This is a genomic window from Paucibacter sp. PLA-PC-4, from assembly GCF_026241155.1.
GTDB lineage: Bacteria > Pseudomonadota > Gammaproteobacteria > Burkholderiales > Burkholderiaceae_C > Roseateles_E.
The window spans coordinates 193,577-208,940 of sequence record NZ_JAPFGP010000001.1; the positions used below are offsets into that span (position 1 = coordinate 193,577).

General features: G+C 67.7%; 17 protein-coding genes. 14 read left to right on the forward strand and 3 right to left on the reverse strand.

What is annotated here, in order from left to right:
- The first annotated feature begins 620 nt into the window (after positions 1-620).
- The 9 genes from OOZ63_RS00945 to OOZ63_RS00985 all read left to right on the forward strand — a co-directional run bounded on the left by OOZ63_RS00945 (position 621) and on the right by OOZ63_RS00985 (position 7,935).
- Complete coding sequence (locus OOZ63_RS00945) at positions 621-1,430, forward strand: isocitrate lyase/PEP mutase family protein (RefSeq protein ID WP_266003436.1); 810 nt, start codon at positions 621-623, stop codon at positions 1,428-1,430.
- A gap of 32 nt (positions 1,431-1,462) precedes the next feature.
- Entirely contained in the window at positions 1,463-2,629 is a 1,167-nt protein-coding gene (locus OOZ63_RS00950; RefSeq protein ID WP_266003437.1) for a benzoate/H(+) symporter BenE family transporter, read from the forward strand.
- 44 nt (positions 2,630-2,673) lie between these two features.
- Positions 2,674-2,994: a DUF6172 family protein gene (locus OOZ63_RS00955; protein ID WP_266003438.1), complete on the forward strand. Its 321-nt coding sequence runs from the start codon at positions 2,674-2,676 to the stop codon at positions 2,992-2,994.
- An 84-nt stretch (positions 2,995-3,078) separates the two neighbouring features.
- Positions 3,079-4,029: a glutathione synthase gene (gene gshB, locus OOZ63_RS00960; RefSeq protein ID WP_266003439.1), complete on the forward strand. Its 951-nt coding sequence runs from the start codon at positions 3,079-3,081 to the stop codon at positions 4,027-4,029.
- Between the two features lie 82 nt (positions 4,030-4,111).
- Entirely contained in the window at positions 4,112-4,600 is a 489-nt protein-coding gene (locus OOZ63_RS00965; protein WP_266003440.1) for an RNA polymerase sigma factor, read from the forward strand.
- Between the two features lie 8 nt (positions 4,601-4,608).
- A complete protein-coding gene (locus OOZ63_RS00970; RefSeq protein WP_266003441.1) occupies positions 4,609-4,758 on the forward strand; it encodes a hypothetical protein in 150 nt (49 codons plus the stop codon).
- A gap of 67 nt (positions 4,759-4,825) precedes the next feature.
- On the forward strand, positions 4,826-5,302 hold the full coding sequence (locus tag OOZ63_RS00975; RefSeq protein WP_266003442.1) for an OsmC family protein: 477 nt from the start codon (positions 4,826-4,828) through the stop codon (positions 5,300-5,302).
- Positions 5,303-5,311: 9 nt separating this feature from the next.
- The gene (locus OOZ63_RS00980; protein ID WP_266003443.1) at positions 5,312-5,776 is read left to right on the forward strand and encodes a GNAT family N-acetyltransferase; all 465 of its coding nucleotides are present in this window, start codon (positions 5,312-5,314) and stop codon (positions 5,774-5,776) included.
- Between the two features lie 2 nt (positions 5,777-5,778).
- Complete coding sequence (locus tag OOZ63_RS00985) at positions 5,779-7,935, forward strand: FUSC family protein (protein WP_266003444.1); 2,157 nt, start codon at positions 5,779-5,781, stop codon at positions 7,933-7,935.
- Here OOZ63_RS00985 and glyA read toward each other — a convergent pair.
- A complete protein-coding gene (glyA, locus tag OOZ63_RS00990; protein WP_266003445.1) occupies positions 7,880-9,226 on the reverse strand; it encodes a serine hydroxymethyltransferase in 1,347 nt (448 codons plus the stop codon). The two genes, OOZ63_RS00985 and glyA, sit on opposite strands and share 56 nt — an antisense overlap.
- Before the next feature lie 131 nt (positions 9,227-9,357).
- Between glyA and OOZ63_RS00995 the strand changes: the two genes are divergently transcribed.
- Genes OOZ63_RS00995 through msrA form a run of 4 tightly spaced genes read left to right on the forward strand, consistent with a single transcriptional unit; the run spans position 9,358 to position 12,788 of the window.
- Positions 9,358-10,281, forward strand: a complete 924-nt coding sequence (locus tag OOZ63_RS00995) for a LysR substrate-binding domain-containing protein (RefSeq protein WP_266003446.1) — start codon at positions 9,358-9,360, stop codon at positions 10,279-10,281.
- Between the two features lie 34 nt (positions 10,282-10,315).
- Positions 10,316-11,422, forward strand: coding sequence for an S-(hydroxymethyl)glutathione dehydrogenase/class III alcohol dehydrogenase (locus OOZ63_RS01000; RefSeq protein ID WP_266003778.1), 1,107 nt, complete (start codon positions 10,316-10,318; stop codon positions 11,420-11,422).
- Entirely contained in the window at positions 11,422-12,264 is an 843-nt protein-coding gene (gene fghA, locus OOZ63_RS01005; protein ID WP_266003447.1) for an S-formylglutathione hydrolase, read from the forward strand. Before OOZ63_RS01000 ends, fghA begins: the two co-directional genes overlap by 1 nt.
- Positions 12,265-12,281: 17 nt before the next feature.
- Positions 12,282-12,788, forward strand: coding sequence for a peptide-methionine (S)-S-oxide reductase MsrA (gene msrA / locus OOZ63_RS01010; protein WP_266003449.1), 507 nt, complete (start codon positions 12,282-12,284; stop codon positions 12,786-12,788).
- Positions 12,789-12,797: 9 nt separating this feature from the next.
- On the opposite strand, the gene OOZ63_RS01015 is transcribed toward msrA, so the two are convergent.
- On the reverse strand, positions 12,798-13,277 hold the full coding sequence (locus OOZ63_RS01015) for a MarR family winged helix-turn-helix transcriptional regulator (protein ID WP_266003450.1): 480 nt from the start codon (positions 13,275-13,277) through the stop codon (positions 12,798-12,800).
- Positions 13,278-13,315: 38 nt separating this feature from the next.
- Here OOZ63_RS01015 and OOZ63_RS01020 point away from each other — a divergent pair, with 38 nt between their 5' ends.
- Positions 13,316-14,065, forward strand: a complete 750-nt coding sequence (locus tag OOZ63_RS01020; RefSeq protein WP_266003451.1) for a siderophore-interacting protein — start codon at positions 13,316-13,318, stop codon at positions 14,063-14,065.
- A gap of 10 nt (positions 14,066-14,075) precedes the next feature.
- Here OOZ63_RS01020 and OOZ63_RS01025 read toward each other — a convergent pair whose 3' ends face one another.
- Positions 14,076-15,329, reverse strand: a complete 1,254-nt coding sequence (locus tag OOZ63_RS01025) for a flavin-dependent oxidoreductase (RefSeq protein ID WP_266003452.1) — start codon at positions 15,327-15,329, stop codon at positions 14,076-14,078.
- Positions 15,330-15,364: the final 35 nt, after the last annotated feature.

A 15,364-nucleotide genomic window follows, 5' to 3' on the forward strand; every position in this document is an offset into this window, starting at 1 on the left:
CGCCCGCCACAATAGATGAGTTCGGCGTCGCCCGACGACTCGCAGCGCCGGGGCAGGGCAGGGCATGGATGCGATCGCAGGCGATCAGAATGGCAACGCCGTTTTGCATCTCCCGCCTGGTGCCGTCAAACAGCCGCAGGTTGGTCAAGCGCAAGGGGCGCTTCGACTCCTGCGCCACCGTGTCGCGTGTGCTCGGGCCGAAGCCCGCGAACATGCCAAGAATCGCGGTCGCGTCGCCCAATACACTGCGCCGTTTGAGATTGGCCTCTATCCTCGATAGCGCTGGCCTACTCACTCGCGAGTGGCACAAGCAGGAATCCAAGCCCGTGCTGATGGGCGAACATGCACAGGAGATCGAGGCCGCACACTGGCGTCTCCTCGACGCAATGCTGGGCTGGTTCAAGCATGTTTGCGGTGCCTGTCAAGCAAGTTGCCGCCTCCAAAATGGGGGGGCTTCATGCGGTTTGTTGGCCGCCATGTGCGCAAGGTTTGAGCCTGGGCATCTAGGGCTTCTCGGGCTTGAACAGGGGACTGCAAAGCAGTACAGGTCCGATAACTTCTAGCAGCCGGCGCGCGCCCATGGGAGGATGGCGACCTTCGACCAGCAGCGAGCCGACCCCATGCCAGCCGACCATAGCAGTACCTTCCATGAGCTGCACTACGGCGCCGCCCCACTGCGGCTGCCCAATGCCTGGGACCCGGGCAGCGCGCTGCTGATGCAAAGCTTGGGTGCCGCAGCCGTGGCCACCAGCAGCGCCGCTGTGGCCTGGGCCATGGGCTACGGCGACGGCGACCGGTTGCCGGTCGCGAAACTGATCGCACTGACCGACGCGCTGGCCGCGCGCCTGGCGGTTCCGCTGACGGTGGACTTCGAGGGTGGCTATTCGGACGAGCCGCAAAGCGTCGGCGCCAGCGCGGCCGCGCTGATCGCCGCCGGTGCTGCCGGCATCAATATCGAGGATGGCCGCGCTGCGCCCGAGCTGCTGGTGCGCAAGATAGCGGCTGTGCGCGAGGCGGCCGAGCGCGCCGGCTCGCGCCTGTTCATCAATGCCCGGAGCGATGTCTATCTGAAGAGTCTGGTGCCGCCCGAGCAGCGCGTAGACGAGCTGCTGGCCCGCGCCGAGCTCTACGCCGCAGCCGGCGCCGACGGCCTGTTCGCGGCCGGCGCCCGCTTGCCCGAAGAGATCGCCGCGATCTGCGCCGGCAGCCGGCTGCCGGTCAATATTTTGGCGCTCCCCGGCGTGCCTGTAGCGGCCGAGCTAGGCCGGCTGGGCGTGCGTCGCATCAGCGCCGGTTCGGGCATTGCCGAATCGATCTACGCCCGCATCGCTGAGCTGACGCGCGCCTTTCTCGCCGATGGTGACGGTCAGGTCCTGAGCGAGCGCGCGATGGCTTATGGTGAGCTGAACGCCTTGATGGACCGGCCCTGAAAAAGCACGGGGGACGCCGTTATGCTGCCGCGATGCGCAACACTTGGCTCCATGACCTGACCCTCTCCACCGCAGTGGCCGGCTTTGTCGCCGTTCTGGTGGGCTTCACCAGCTCGGTGGCCATTGTGTTCCAGGCCGCCCAGGCGCTCGGCGCGACGCCCGCTCAGACCAGCTCCTGGATGTGGGCGCTGGGTTTGGGCATGGGCATTACCAGCTTGGGTCTCTCGCTGTGGAGCCGCCAGCCGGTGCTGACCGCCTGGAGCACGCCCGGCGCGGCTTTGCTGGCCGGCACGGCAGAGCTGTCGATGCCCGAGGCGATCGGCGCCTTCATCGTCTGCGCGGTGCTGATGACTCTGTTCGGCGTGACGCGCTGGTTCGAGCGGCTGATGGATCGCATCCCACTGGCCGTGGCCTCGGCCCTGCTGGCCGGCGTGCTGGCCCGCTTCGGGCTCGATGCGGTGCTGACGGTCCAGAGCGCGCCGCTGATGGTGCTGGTGATGGCCATCGCCTATCTGCTCGGCAAGCGATTCATCCCTCGCTATGCGGTGCCCGGCGTGCTGCTGGCCGGTGTGGCAGTCGCAGCGGCGCAGGGTCGGCTGCGCCTAGGCGCGGTCGAGTGGTCCTGGGCACAGCCGATCTGGACCACGCCAGTCTTCAGCCTGGCGGCCCTGGTCGGCGTTGCCCTACCGCTGTTCTTGGTCACGATGGCTTCGCAGAACCTGCCCGGCGTCGCCGCCCAGCGTGCCTCGGGCTACCAGACCCCTGTGTCGGCCAGCATCACGGTGACAGGCCTTGCCTCGCTGCTGCTGGCGCCGTTCGGTGGATATGCCTTCAACCTGGCCGCCATCACAGCCGCCATCTGTATGGGCCGCGAAGCCCACGAAGATCCGGCAAGGCGCTACACCGCCGCCGTGATGGCCGGCCTGTTCTACATCGCCGTGGGCCTTGCTGGCGGCGCGGTCGTTGGCCTGCTGGTGGCCTTTCCGCGCGAGCTGGTCGCGGCGGTGGCCGGCCTAGCGCTGCTGGGCACGATTGCCGGCGGCCTCTCGGCCGCTCTGAAGGACGAGAAACATCGCGACGCCGCGATCCTGACCTTTCTGGTCACGCTGTCCGGCGTCTCGCTGCTGGGTATTGGCTCGGCCTTCTGGGGCGTGGTGGCCGGCAGCGCGGCGCTGCTGGTGGCGCGTTGGCGGGCCTGACGGATAATCCCTGCCCCGAACGCGCGCTGTCCCAGAGACTTGCCATGAAGAAGACTTTCCAACTCCACGTCGAAGGCAAGAACCCCGAGCGCTTGCTCGAAGCCATCAAGCACGAGATCCGCCAGTACCTGAAGCGCGAGCGCCGCAAGCCCCTACCGGCGCAGGCGGACTTCTGGGACTTCGACTGCCGCTTCGGACTCAGCGAGGAGGCGGCCGAGGTGATCCATGTCGGCGCCTTCATGGACCGCATCAACGAGGCCGCCGTCGCCCAGGCACCGGCCTTCTATCTGGAACTGCTGGCCAAGCCGGCGCAGCGCAGCTTTGTGGCGCGCGCATCGACGGTCGACGATAGCGACGAACATTGATGCGGGGCTGAGCCCAGCGCTCCGGCGCCAGTCGTGCAACACTGCGCACCGCCATGTACCTACCCTCGTGAAAGGGCGCCCGCCATGATCTTCTTATTCGTCGCTGACCAGCTGGAGTCCTTCAAGACCTACAAGGACACGACCTTTTCGATGATGCGCGAGGCCGCGAAACGCGGTCATGTGCTGTGGGCCTGCCATCCGGCCGATCTGGTCTGGCAGCGCGGCGGCAAGGTCACGGCCCGCGCTGCGCGACAGGTCAGCTTGACCGGCGACGAGCATGACTGGTTCAAGGTCGAGCAGACCACTGACCTGGTGCTGGCCGAGACAGACGCCATCGTGATGCGCAAGGACCCGCCGTTCGACAGTGAGTTCTTCTACGCCACCCATCTGCTGAGCCAGGCCGAGCGCGAGGGGGCGAGAGTCTTCAACAAACCAGCATCGCTGCGCGACCATCCCGAGAAGCTGGCCATCCTGGAGTTCCCCGAGCTGATCGGCCCGACCCTGGTGACGCGCAGCGCCGAAGCCGTCAAGGCTTTCCACGCCGAGCACCGCGACATCATCCTGAAGCCGCTGGACGGCATGGGCGGCATGGGCATTTTCCGCGTCGGCACGGACGGTTTGAACCTCGGCTCCATCATTGAAACCCTCAACAAGGGCGGCGCCGAGACCGTGATGGTGCAGCGCTATCTGCCGGAGATCGTACAGGGCGACAAGCGGGTGCTGCTGATCGGGGGCGAGGTCGTGCCCTTTTGCTTGGCCCGCATCCCGCAGGGCAGCGAGATCCGCGGCAACTTGGCTGCGGGCGGCAAGGGCGTGGCCCAGGCGCTGAGCCCTCGCGACCGCGAGATTGCCGAGCAACTGGCGCCGGTGCTGGCCGCTCGCGGCCTGCTGCTGGTTGGCGTGGATGTGATCGGCGACTGCGTCACCGAGATCAATGTCACCAGCCCGACCGGCTTCCAAGAAATCACGAAGCAGACCGGTTTCGATGTCGCGAAGCTGTTTGTCGATGCGCTGGAGCGGGCCGTGCGGGCCTGACCTCCTTATTCTTCGGGCGCTGAACCCTTTGGGCTGTTCAGGCCCTTCTTGCTGCAGAACATCGTGCGAACTCTCTGCAGGAGTGCTGAAGAATGTTGCGGCCCCGATTGAACTGGTGGAGTCCGCGCGCCGTGGGGACAAGGGCGTGGTGTTGCAGTTACTGAGCCTGTGCCAGCCCTATCTGAAGCGCTTTGCGCGCCGCAGTTGTAGCAGCAGCGAGGATGCCGAGGATGCGGTGCAACTGGCGCTGTGGCAGTTGTATCGCCGCGTCGGCGCGCGGCAGCGTTGGCCGGCTGGCTGGCAGTTCCGCATCGTCGAGCGCGAGTGTTATCGGCTGCTGCGCCTGCGCAAGGGCAGCGACTCGTTGGATGAGCTGCCCGAAGCCCTGGAGCCCCAGGCTGCGGTGCTGCCGCCGGATCTGCGCCGCGACCTGGCCGAGGCCATCGAGCCACTGAGCCCGCCTTATCGCGAGGTGCCTCTGCTGCGTCACGTGCGCGAGCAGCTACTTGCCAGCGGCTGCTGGCTCAAGGACGGCGCGTCGCAAACCGGCGATGCGGGCGACACATCATGAGGCCCGCCGTGTTCTGCAGTCGTTTCATCGCCTTTCATCTGCTGCGCGGGGCGGCGGCCACCGCGCTGCTGCTCGGCGCGGTCCTGCTGATGCGGGGCTGCCCGATGTGCCGGCCGTTGGGGCTGTTCGAGACGGTGCGGCGGCGGTTCAGGGCTTGAAGTCAGTGACGCTCTGGTCGGCACCGCTAGGATGTGATGCTGCGTTCAATCAATAGGAGCATCTGTGATGGCCGAGTTCTCTGCATCCGTGTCCTGGGCACGCCAGGCCGATGAAGTTTTCACCGACCAGCGCTACAGCCGCCGGCACGCCTGGGGCTTCGATGGCGGAGCCCAGGTGCTGGCCTCCTCGTCACCCCACTCAGTCCCCCTGCCTTACTCGGACCCAGCGGCGGTGGACCCCGAGGAGGCTTTTGTGGCTTCGCTGTCCAGCTGTCATATGTTGTGGTTTCTGAGTCTGGCGGCCAAGGCTGGCTGGGTGGTTGAGGCCTACCACGACGACGCGGTCGGTGTGATGGCGCGCAATGCGGGCGGCAAGATGGCAATGACGCGCGTGACCCTGCGCCCCGTTGTGCAGTTCGCCGGCGCCGTGCCCGATGCCACCGCGCACCAAGCCCTGCACCATACCGCCCACGAGGCCTGCTATATCGCGAACTCGGTGGCCTGCGCGGTGCTGTGTGAGCCGCAGCTCGCCGCTGCGCAGTAGGAGGCGGCGATGGGCGATACGGTGGAACTCGTCGCAATCACCCGCCACAACTTGGCCGAGCTGCTGCAGCTGGACGCCGGCGACGGCGGCAAGCAGGTGGCGCCCAATCTCAAGTCGATGGCGCAGGCCGCCGTCTACGCCGAGGCTTGGCCGCGCGGCATTGCCGTGGACGGGGTGCTGGTCGGCTTTCTGATGCTGTACGACCCCAGTCTGACGGCGCAGCCAGAAGAGCCCAAGTTCACGCTCTGGCGGCTGATGATCGATCAGCGGCAGCAGGGAAGGGGTTATGGTGCAGCGGCGGTTCAAGCGCTGATCGCCCATGTGCGCACGCGGCCCGGCGCCGACACGCTGTATCTGAGCTATGTGCAGGACAGCGCGAATGTAGCGGCCGCCGAGCGCTTCTATCGCTCGCAGGGCTTCACGCCGACCGGCGAGATCGATGATGGCGAACTCGTGATGAGTCTGAAGCTCTGAGCATGTTCGGCCTCTGGCGCCGCCTTTCTTCAGCCCAGCTGAACGGCATCAGTGTCGCGCTTGGCGTGGCGCTGATACAGGTGCTGTTCACCGCCTTGTTCGGGCTGGATGCCGGCCTGGCCGCTGCCGGTGGCGCGGTCTGCTGCAGCCTGCCGGACCTGCCGAACCCGCCGCAGCGGGTCTGGCGTCGGCTCTTCCCGGCCGCGCTGCTGGCCACACTGGTGACTCTGTCCGTCGGCCTGCTGCGGCATTCACCGGCGGCGATGACGGGGCTGATCGCGCTGATCGCCTTTAGCACGCTGATGATGATGGCCTGGGGCCCGCGCGCCGGGCCGCTGTCCTTTACCGGCGTGCTGGCGCTGGTGTTCGCTATGGCCTGGCATGCGCCGCCGTCGGCCACGGCAGCCTTCGCTCATGGAGGTTGGGTGCTGGCCGGTGCGCTGGTATACACCCAGTGGGCGCGCGCCGGCGCATGGCTGCTGCGGCGGCGCTACCGCGAGCTGGCCGTGGCGGCGGCGATGCGGGCCTGCGTGGCGCGGCTGCGCTCGCGTGCGCAGCGCATCGCCGGCGTGCTGCCGCCGGCCCATGCCAGTATCCGAGCCTCGATTGCCGACGACGTCTTGCTGGCCGACGCGCTGCAGGCCGCGCGCGACCAGGTCTTTGCCGCGCGACCCTCGGCCGTTAGCCGGCGCCAGACCGACCTGGTCCTGGGCCTGATTGAGTTGCGCGATCTGATGCTGTCGATCCGGCTCGACATCGAGCTGCTGGGCAGCGACGCCGCCGGCCTGCATTGGCGTCATGCGCTGGCTACCACGCTGGTCGATTTGGCCAAGGCACTGGAGACACTCGCCGGTGCCATTGGGCGGGGGCAGGTCATGCCCGTCGTGTCGGCCCAGCGCTGGCGCGAAGCACTGGCAGAACGTCTGGCCGGCGCGCCTGCGGCCGCTGACGATGCGCGCCTACACCTGGTCGAGGCGCTGCAAAGCCGGCTCGGCCATATGCTGGACGATGTCGTGGCCATGACCGAGCGCCAGGCAGGCCCGGACCGGGACAGCGCCTGGCCGCCCGATCAGCTGCAGCTCTTCATTTCGCCCGAGGGCTGGCCGCTGGCCGCGCTGCGGCCGCACCTGAGTCTGCAGTCCGGCGTGATGCGCCATGCCTTGCGCGCCGGCCTGGCCTTGTCGCTGGCCTATGTGCTGGGTCAGTTCCTGCCCTGGAACGCTCATCCGTACTGGCTGGTGCTGAGCGTCGCGGTGGTCTTGCGCGGCAATCTGGAGCAGACCCTGTCGCGCCGCAATGAGCGCATCATCGGCACTGTGATCGGTTGTCTGCTGGTGCTCGCGCTGGCACAGCTGCAGCAGCCGCGACTGCTAGCGCTGGCCTTCATCATCTCGGTGGGCGTGGCCCATGCCTATGTCAACCAGCGCTACCGCGTTGCTGCCACGGCCGCCACCCTGATGGCTCTGGTGCAGCCGCTGCTGCTGCTGCCGGGCAGCAGCCCGGCGATCACCGAGCGTCTGGCGGACACGGTGATCGGCGCGCTGCTGGCCTGGGCCTTCTGCTTCGTGCTGCCTTCGTGGGAGCGGCGTTCACTGCGGCGCCTAAGCGGCCAGCTGCGCTGGGCACTGGCCAGCCATGCCGGCAATCTGCTGGTCTGGGTGCCGGCGCATGAGCAGCAGTTGGCCCAGCGCCTGAGCCGCCAGCAGGCCTACACGGCTCTGGCTGCGCTGGCCGCTGCGGCCCAGCGCAGCCGGGTCGAGCCGCGCAAGGTGCGTCTGCCCGAGCCAGAGATTGAGGCAGTACTGAGCCATGGCTACCGTTTCATGGCCCTGCTGGGCACGGTGCAGCAGATGCTGAACCGGCGCACCCACCAGCTCGCCGCCGAGCTGGTCGGCCCCGAGCTGGCGCTGGCCCGGCAGGACTGCGCAGCATGGCTGAGGCAAGGGCAGGGCGCCGAGCTGCCGGCGATGGCGCCCGGTGAGGTCGACTGGCCCGAGCATGCCGGCCAGCAAGACCTGACGCCCTGGCTGCTGCGCCGGTTGAGGCTGGCGCGGCGCGAGGCGGCAGACCTGATCGCTGCCGAGTCGCGGCTGCTGACGGCGATCAGCCGCGCAGATAGCGCAGGCCGCCCGCGCAGTGGCGTTGGCGAAAGGCCGTGACCTCGGGTGCCAGCGCGGCTGCCGCCGCATCCGATTCGAGCGCGCCGGCGATCAGCGCCGCCAGCTCGGCCATCTGAGCCGGCCCGAGGCCCAGGCGCACGATCTCCGGCACGCCCAGACGCAGGCCGTTGATATCGCCGGCCAAGGCCGGCACACGCTCCAGCGGCAGGCCGATGCCGCAGCTCAGCAGCCGGGCCCGTGCAAGGCGCTTGGCGGCGGCCTGACCTCCACCCCAGGTGGCGGCCTCGATGGCGAACTGGTGCGAGTCGGTGCCGCCGCGTTCGCGGGCGAACACCGGCAGGCCCTGTGCGGTCAGGCCGGCGGCAAGCGCCCGTGCGCTGGCCTGCATCGCCAGGCCGTAGTCGCGGCCGTGTTCCTTCCAGTCAAGCAGGCCCAGTGCCAGCGCGGCGGTTTTGCCGGCATCGAAGTTGGCGGTCAGCCCCGGGTAGGCGATCGCGTCGAGCCGCTCGGCCAGGCCCGCATCGTTGCCAACGATCAGGCCGCCCGGCGGGCCGCCCAGACTTTTGTAGGTGCTCATCGTCATCACATGGGCGCCCAGATCGAGCGGGTTGGCCCAGGTGCCGCCGGCGATCATGCCGCTGAGGTGGGCGGCATCGAACATCAGCAGCGCGCCCACCTTGTCGGCAATCTCGCGCACCGCCGCCACTGGATGGGCGAACAGATTCAGGCTGCCGCCCAGCGTGATCAGCCTGGGGCGAACCTCTGCGGCCAGGCGCACCAGTGCTGGCACATCGACGCTATAGCCATCGGCTTGCACCGGGGCCGGCACGCTGCGCAGGCCATAGAGCCCGGCGGCGCCGGCCGCGTGATGGGTCACATGGCCACCGATCTCGGCCGGCGGCGCGATGATGGTGTCGCCCGGCTTGCAGCAGGCCATAAAGACATAGAGATTGGCCAGCGCGCCCGAGCCGACGCGAATCTCGGCATAGCGGGCCCTGAAGACTTGGGCCGCCAGTTCGGCTGCGATCACCTCGATGCGCTCGATCGCCTCCAAGCCCATCTCGTACTTGTCGCCGGGATAACCCAGCGAAGGCCGCGTGCCCAGCCCGGCGGCCAGCAGGGCCTCGGCGCGAGGGTTCATCACATTGGTGGCCGGGTTGAGATTGAGGCCCTCGACATCGTGGATGCGATGGTTCTCGGCCACCAGGCGGCCCAGCTCGTCGTCCAACTCGGGGCTGTCCAGTGCGCCGGCTGCGCCTGCCAGCGTCTGCACATGGCGTTCGATGACGGCCGGCACCCAGGGCCGGGCCTGCAATTGGGCTGTACTCATCTGCGGGTTCGCTTTCTTTGTCGGATATCGCGCGGGGATTGGCGACGGGCCAATGCTGGGGCGAGGCGCCGGCGGCTTCAAGCGAGTTATTCTTGGGTCAAGGCCTAGAAGATCTAAGCCTGAGTGGAGCCATGGCCGTCCAACCACCAAGCCCCCGACTGCCGCCTTTTCTCGCGCTGCGCGCCTTCGAGGCGGCGGCGCGGCACCAGAGCTTTGCGCGGGCCGCACAGGAGTTGTGCGTGACGCCGGCGGCCGTTGCGGCCCAGGTCAAGGCGCTGGAGCAGTGGCTGGGCGCGCCGCTGTTCGAGCGCCACAGCCAGGGCCTGAGCCTGCGTACCCAGGCGGCCGCCGCTGTGCCGGCGCTGGCCGCCGCGATGGACCAGCTGGGCCAGGCGGTGCAGACCCTGCGCAGCGAGGCCGGCGCGGCGCGGCTGCATATCGCGGCCCTGCCGGCGCTGGCCCAGCTCTGGCTCACGCCGCTGCTGCCGGCCCTGCAGCGCGAGCTGCCGGGCCTGCAGCTGTCGTTGAGCGCGCTAGAGGTGCCGCCCAATTTTCAGCGCGAGGCCTATGACCTTGGGTTGTTCTACGCGCAGGCGCTGCCACGCAAGCCGCCACCCAAGGGCTGCCAGCGCTTGGTGCTGGCCGAGGATGCGTTGCTGCCGGTCTGCAGCCCCAGCCTGCTGGGCCTGCGCGGCCGGGCACCCGAGCTGGCCGACCAGATCCTGCTGCATGACATCGTCTGGTCGCAGGACTGGGTGCGCTGGCTCAAGTCCACCGGTCGCGGCGCCATCGCGATGAGGGACGGCCCGCGCTTCTCGCTATACAGCATGGCGTTGCAGGCGGCGCTGGCCGGCCAGGGCGTGCTGATGGGGCGCCAGCGCCTGGTGGCTGCCGCGCTGGCCGAGGGCAGTCTGGTCGCGCCATGGGGGGCTCCCGTGCCGCTGGCCGAGACCATAACCTTGCTGATTCCCTCGCCGCGCGCAGGTCAAGACCTGACGCTGCGCTTGGTCGCCGCCTTGCAGCGCCTCGGCGGAACGGTCGCTATGCGAAGATGAGAGCACTGTTTTTTTGCAAGGATGCCCCGCCATGATCAAGACCCGTGCTGCCGTCGCCTGGAAGGCCGGCGCCCCGCTGAGCATTGAAGAAGTCCAGCTGGACGGTCCGCGCGCCGGGGAGGTGCTGGTGGAGATCAAGGCCACCGGCATCTGCCACACCGATTACTACACCCTGTCCGGCGCCGACCCGGAAGGCATCTTCCCGGCCATCCTGGGTCATGAGGGGGCCGGCATCGTGCTGGAGGTCGGCGAGGGCGTCACCTGGCTCAAACCCGGCGACCATGTGATCCCGCTTTACACACCCGAGTGCCGACAGTGCAAGTTCTGCCTGTCGCGCAAGACCAATCTCTGCCAGGCGATCCGCAGCACCCAGGGCAAAGGCCTGATGCCCGATGGCAGCGCCCGCTTCTCGATCGACGGCAAGCCGATCTTCCATTACATGGGCACGTCCACGTTTTCGAATCACATCGTGGTGCCAGGTATCGCCCTTGCCAAGATCCGCGAGGACGCGCCCTTCGACAAGGTCTGCTACATCGGCTGTGGCGTCACTACCGGGGTTGGCGCGGTGCTGTTCACCGCCAAGGTGGAGGCGGGAGCGAACGTGGTTGTGTTCGGCCTCGGCGGCATCGGCCTGAACGTGATCCAGGGTGCCAAGATGGTGGGGGCCGACAAGATCATCGGCGTGGACCTGAACCCGGCGCGCGAGAAGATGGCGCGCGAGTTCGGCATGACTCACTTCGTCAACCCGAAAGATGTGCCCAACCTGGTCGACCACATCGTGCAGCTGACCGATGGCGGCGCCGACTACAGCTTCGAGTGCATTGGCAATACCAAGGTGATGCGCGACGCGCTGGAGTGCACGCACAAGGGTTGGGGTCGCTCCATCATCATCGGCGTGGCCGAGGCCGGCGCCGAGATCAGCACCCGGCCATTCCAACTGGTGACCGGCCGCAAATGGGAGGGCAGTGCTTTCGGCGGAGCGCGTGGCCGCACCGATGTGCCCAAGATCGTCGACTGGTATATGGACGGCAAACTCAATATCGATTCGCTGATCACGCACAAGCTCAAGCTTGAGCAGATCAACGAAGGCTTCGAGCTGATGAAGCGCGGCGAGTCGATCCGCTCGGTAGTGGAGTTCTGATGGAGCAGCTCTCCGAGCACGCCTCGTTCGGCGGCACCCAGCGCTTCTACAAGCATGAGTCCGCCGAGATCGGCCTGCCCATGCGCTTTGCGCTGTACCTGCCGCCCGAGCCGAAGGCGTTGCTGGTCTTCCTCGCCGGCCTGACCTGCAGCGAGGAGACCTTCACGATGAAGGCTGGAGCCCAGCGTCTGGCGGCCGAGCTGGGCTTGGCGCTTTTGATGCCAGACACCAGTCCACGCGGCGCCAATGTGGCCGGCGAGAGTGCGGCCTGGGACTTCGGCGTCGGGGCCGGTTTCTACCTGGACGCGACGCAGCAGCCCTGGGACACGCACTGGCGCATGGAGAGCTACCTGACGAAGGAGCTGGTGCCGCTGGTGCAGCGCGAGTTGGGCTTCGAGGCGGCAGGGCGTACCGGCGTCTTCGGCCACTCGATGGGCGGCCATGGAGCGCTGACCCTAGCGCTGCGTCATCCGAACCTGTTCGCCTCGGTCTCAGCCTTTGCGCCGATCGCCGCGCCGACCCAGTGCCCCTGGGGCGAAAAGGCTTTTAGCGGCTATCTGGGCGATGACCGCAGCGACTGGGCCTCGCACGATGCCAGCGCGCTGATGCGCGCGCGGTCCAGCGCACCCTTCCCGGGCGGCATCCTGATCGACCAAGGCTTGGCCGACAAATTCCTGACCGAGCAGCTGCAGCCCGAGGCCTTCGAGTGCGCCTGTGCTGCCGCCGCTCAGCCGCTGACCCTGCGGCGCCAGGCCGGCTACGACCATGGGTACTACTTCATCGCTACGTTTGTCGACGACCATCTGCGCCACCACGCGGCGCAGCTGCTGCCCAAGTCTTGAACACAAGGAGTTCCGTGATGGCAAAAGAAACTGCGGTACTCGCCGGTGGCTGCTTCTGGGGCATGCAGGAGTTGATACGCAAGCAGCCCGGCGTGTTGCAGACCCGGGTCGGCTACACCGGCGGCAGCAATGAGTCTCCAACCTACCGCCACCATCCCGGGCATGCCGAGGCGATTGAGGTCGTGTTCGACAACGAGGCCACCAGCTTTCGCCGCATGCTCGAGTTCTTTTTCCAGATCCACGATCCCAGCACGCTGAACCGCCAGGGCAACGACGTCGGCAGTAGCTACCGTTCGGCCATCTTCTACACCAGCGACGCACAGAAGGCGGTGGCCATCGAGACTCTCAAGGATGTCGATGCTTCCGGCCTGTGGCCCGGCAAGGCGGTGACCGAGCTGGTGCCTGCGCCGCAGTTCTGGGCCGCTGAGGCCGAGCACCAGGACTATCTGCAGCACCGGCCGAACGGCTACACCTGCCACTTCCCGCGCCCCGACTGGGTGTTGCCGCAGCGCAAGGCGGTCTGAACCTCGGCTTCAGTCCGGCGCGTCTAGATTGTTTCTGACCCGCTGTAGCAGCACTTGCAACTGGGCCTGGTCTTGCGCGCTCATGCCGAGGACGGCCTTGCCGGCCAGGCGCCGGGCCTGCAGTTTCAGCGTGCCCAGCAGTGCCTGACCCTCGCCGGTCAACGTGAGCCGGGTGTTGCGGCGATCGGACGGGTCGGGCGTGCCGTCCAGCAGGCCACGCTCGCGCAGGCCTTTGACCAGTCGGGCCAACTGGGCTTTGTCTCGGCCGGTATCGCTGGCCAGATCGCTTTGCGTGGCGCCTGGGTGGCGGCCAAAATAGCCCAGCACCTTGCTCTCCATATGGGTGATGTCGTGCGGGCCATCGCGCAGCACCTGGTACTGCTGCGATCGGACCTGATGCATGACCCGGTGGATGAGCTCCAGCACGTCTTCCCGATCCCCACTCGTCCGCGCGGTTGAATGGTTGACATTGTCCATTTGTTTTTGCATGATGGGTGATATTGTCAACTATATCGAAGAGCCCATCAATGAGCACTGCATCTTCCCTCAGCCGCGTGCAGCGCGTGCGCCACGAGATCAAGCGCCGCGAGCTGCAGGTGCGTCGTGTCGAAGCGCTGAGCCCGCATGTGCGCAGCATCACCTTCGCCGGCGAGGCGCTGGCCGACTTCGTCAGCGCTTCGTTTGACGACCACATCAAGCTCTTCCTCGACGCTCTCGATGCTGCCGAACCGGTGCGGCGCGACTACACACCGCGCCGCTATGATGCGGCCGCTGGCGAGCTGACTCTAGAGTTCGCCCTGCATGGCGAAGGCCCGGCGGCCAGCTGGGCCGCACAAGCCGAGCCGGGCCAGCGCGCCACCATTGCCGGGCCGCGCGGCTCCTTCATCATCCCGATGGACTACGATTGGCACTTGCTGATTGGCGACGAGACCGCGCTGCCCGCAGTGGCCCGCCGGCTTGAAGAGCTGCCGGCCGACGCCCATGCGCTGGTATTGCTACAGGTGCCGGATCCGGCCGACCGTCGCGCGCTACCAAGCGCCGCTAGCGTGAGCCTGCAATGGCTCGCCAATGAGGCGGAGCTGTTGGCTGCGGTGCGTGCGCTGGCGCTGCCGGTTGGCGAGGGCTATGCCTGGTGTGCCGGCGAAGCCGGCGCGATGGCCGCGCTGCGCAAGATCCTGGTCGATGAGAAGGGGCACAGCCGCCACGCGATCCGTGCCGCCGCCTACTGGAAGCGCGGCGCCAGCGCCCATCACGAAAACCTCGAAGACCCGGCCTGAGTGCCCCGCCTCAACCGGCGAGCGGGCGCTGCTGATGGCCGGCTGCCGCCTTGTAGCGCTTGACGAAGGCATCTACCTCGGCCGGGTCGATCACGTCGGCCAGCCGCGAGAAGCCCTCAGGCGCGCGATCCTCGACCAGATCGAGGATCGCGTCCAGCCCCTCCTGGCGATTCATCTCGACAATGCCGGCGCACAGCGGCCGGCGCTGCGCCTCGTAGGCGTCCAGTGCCGGCTCGACCTCGACCGTGCTGCTCAGCGCTTCGGCGATGCACTGTGCATCCATGATGGCCTGGGTCGCGCCGTTCGAACCTATCGGATACATCGGGTGGGCGGCGTCTCCCAGCAAGGTGATGCGGCCCTGGCGCCAGCGCGGCAGCGGGTCACGGTCCACCATCGGGTACTCCAGCAGCTGAGTGGCGTCCTTGATCATTGCCGGCACGTCGAGCCAGTCGAAATGCCAGCCGCCAAAGGTGGGCAGTAAATCGTCCAGCGAGCCGGGCTTGCTCCAGTCCTCGCGGCTGGGCGCCGTCAGGCCGCCGCCAATGCCGTCCTCGCGCAGACGGCGATCGCAGATCCAATTGATCAGCTGAGTGCCGTCGGCCTGCGGCGGTGCGATCGGATAGACGACGAACTTGGCGCGCCGGTGCCCGGCCTGCACCATGGTGCGGGCGTCGAGAAAGGGTTGGGCGAGGCTGGTGCCGCGCCACATCATCATGCCGTTCCAGCGCGGTGCGCCTTCATCCGGATAGAACTGGCGGCGCAGCGCCGAGTGGATGCCGTCGGCCGCGATCAGCAGGTCGGCGCGCAGCTCGGCCGTGCCGCCGTCGGCGTGCCGGACCTGGGCCACGACAAGATCACCCTCGGTGCGCGCGCCGGTGATGCGCTGGCCGCTGCGTACGCGCTCGGCGCCCAGCCGCGCCTGGGTCTCGGCCCAGAGCCTGAGCTGCAACTCGCCGCGATGGATGCTCAACTGCGGATGGCTGTAGCCGCCGGCCAGGCCGCGCACATCGCGGTAGATCTCCTGGCCGTGGCGGTTCGCAAACACCAGGGCCGAGGTCTCGACGGCCATCTCGCGCAGCGCCGGCAGCAGGCCCAAACCGTCGAGCACTGCCACCGCATGCGGCAGCAGATTGATGCCCACGCCTAGCGGCTTCAGCGTCGCGGTCGCCTCGCAGACCGTGACCCGGTGGCCGCGTGCCTGAAGCGTTAGTGCGGTCGTCAGCCCGCCGATGCCGCCGCCGGCGATCAGGATGTCCAGGGCCATGGTGCTCTCCTTGTGGTCTTGATAAAGATCAGGGT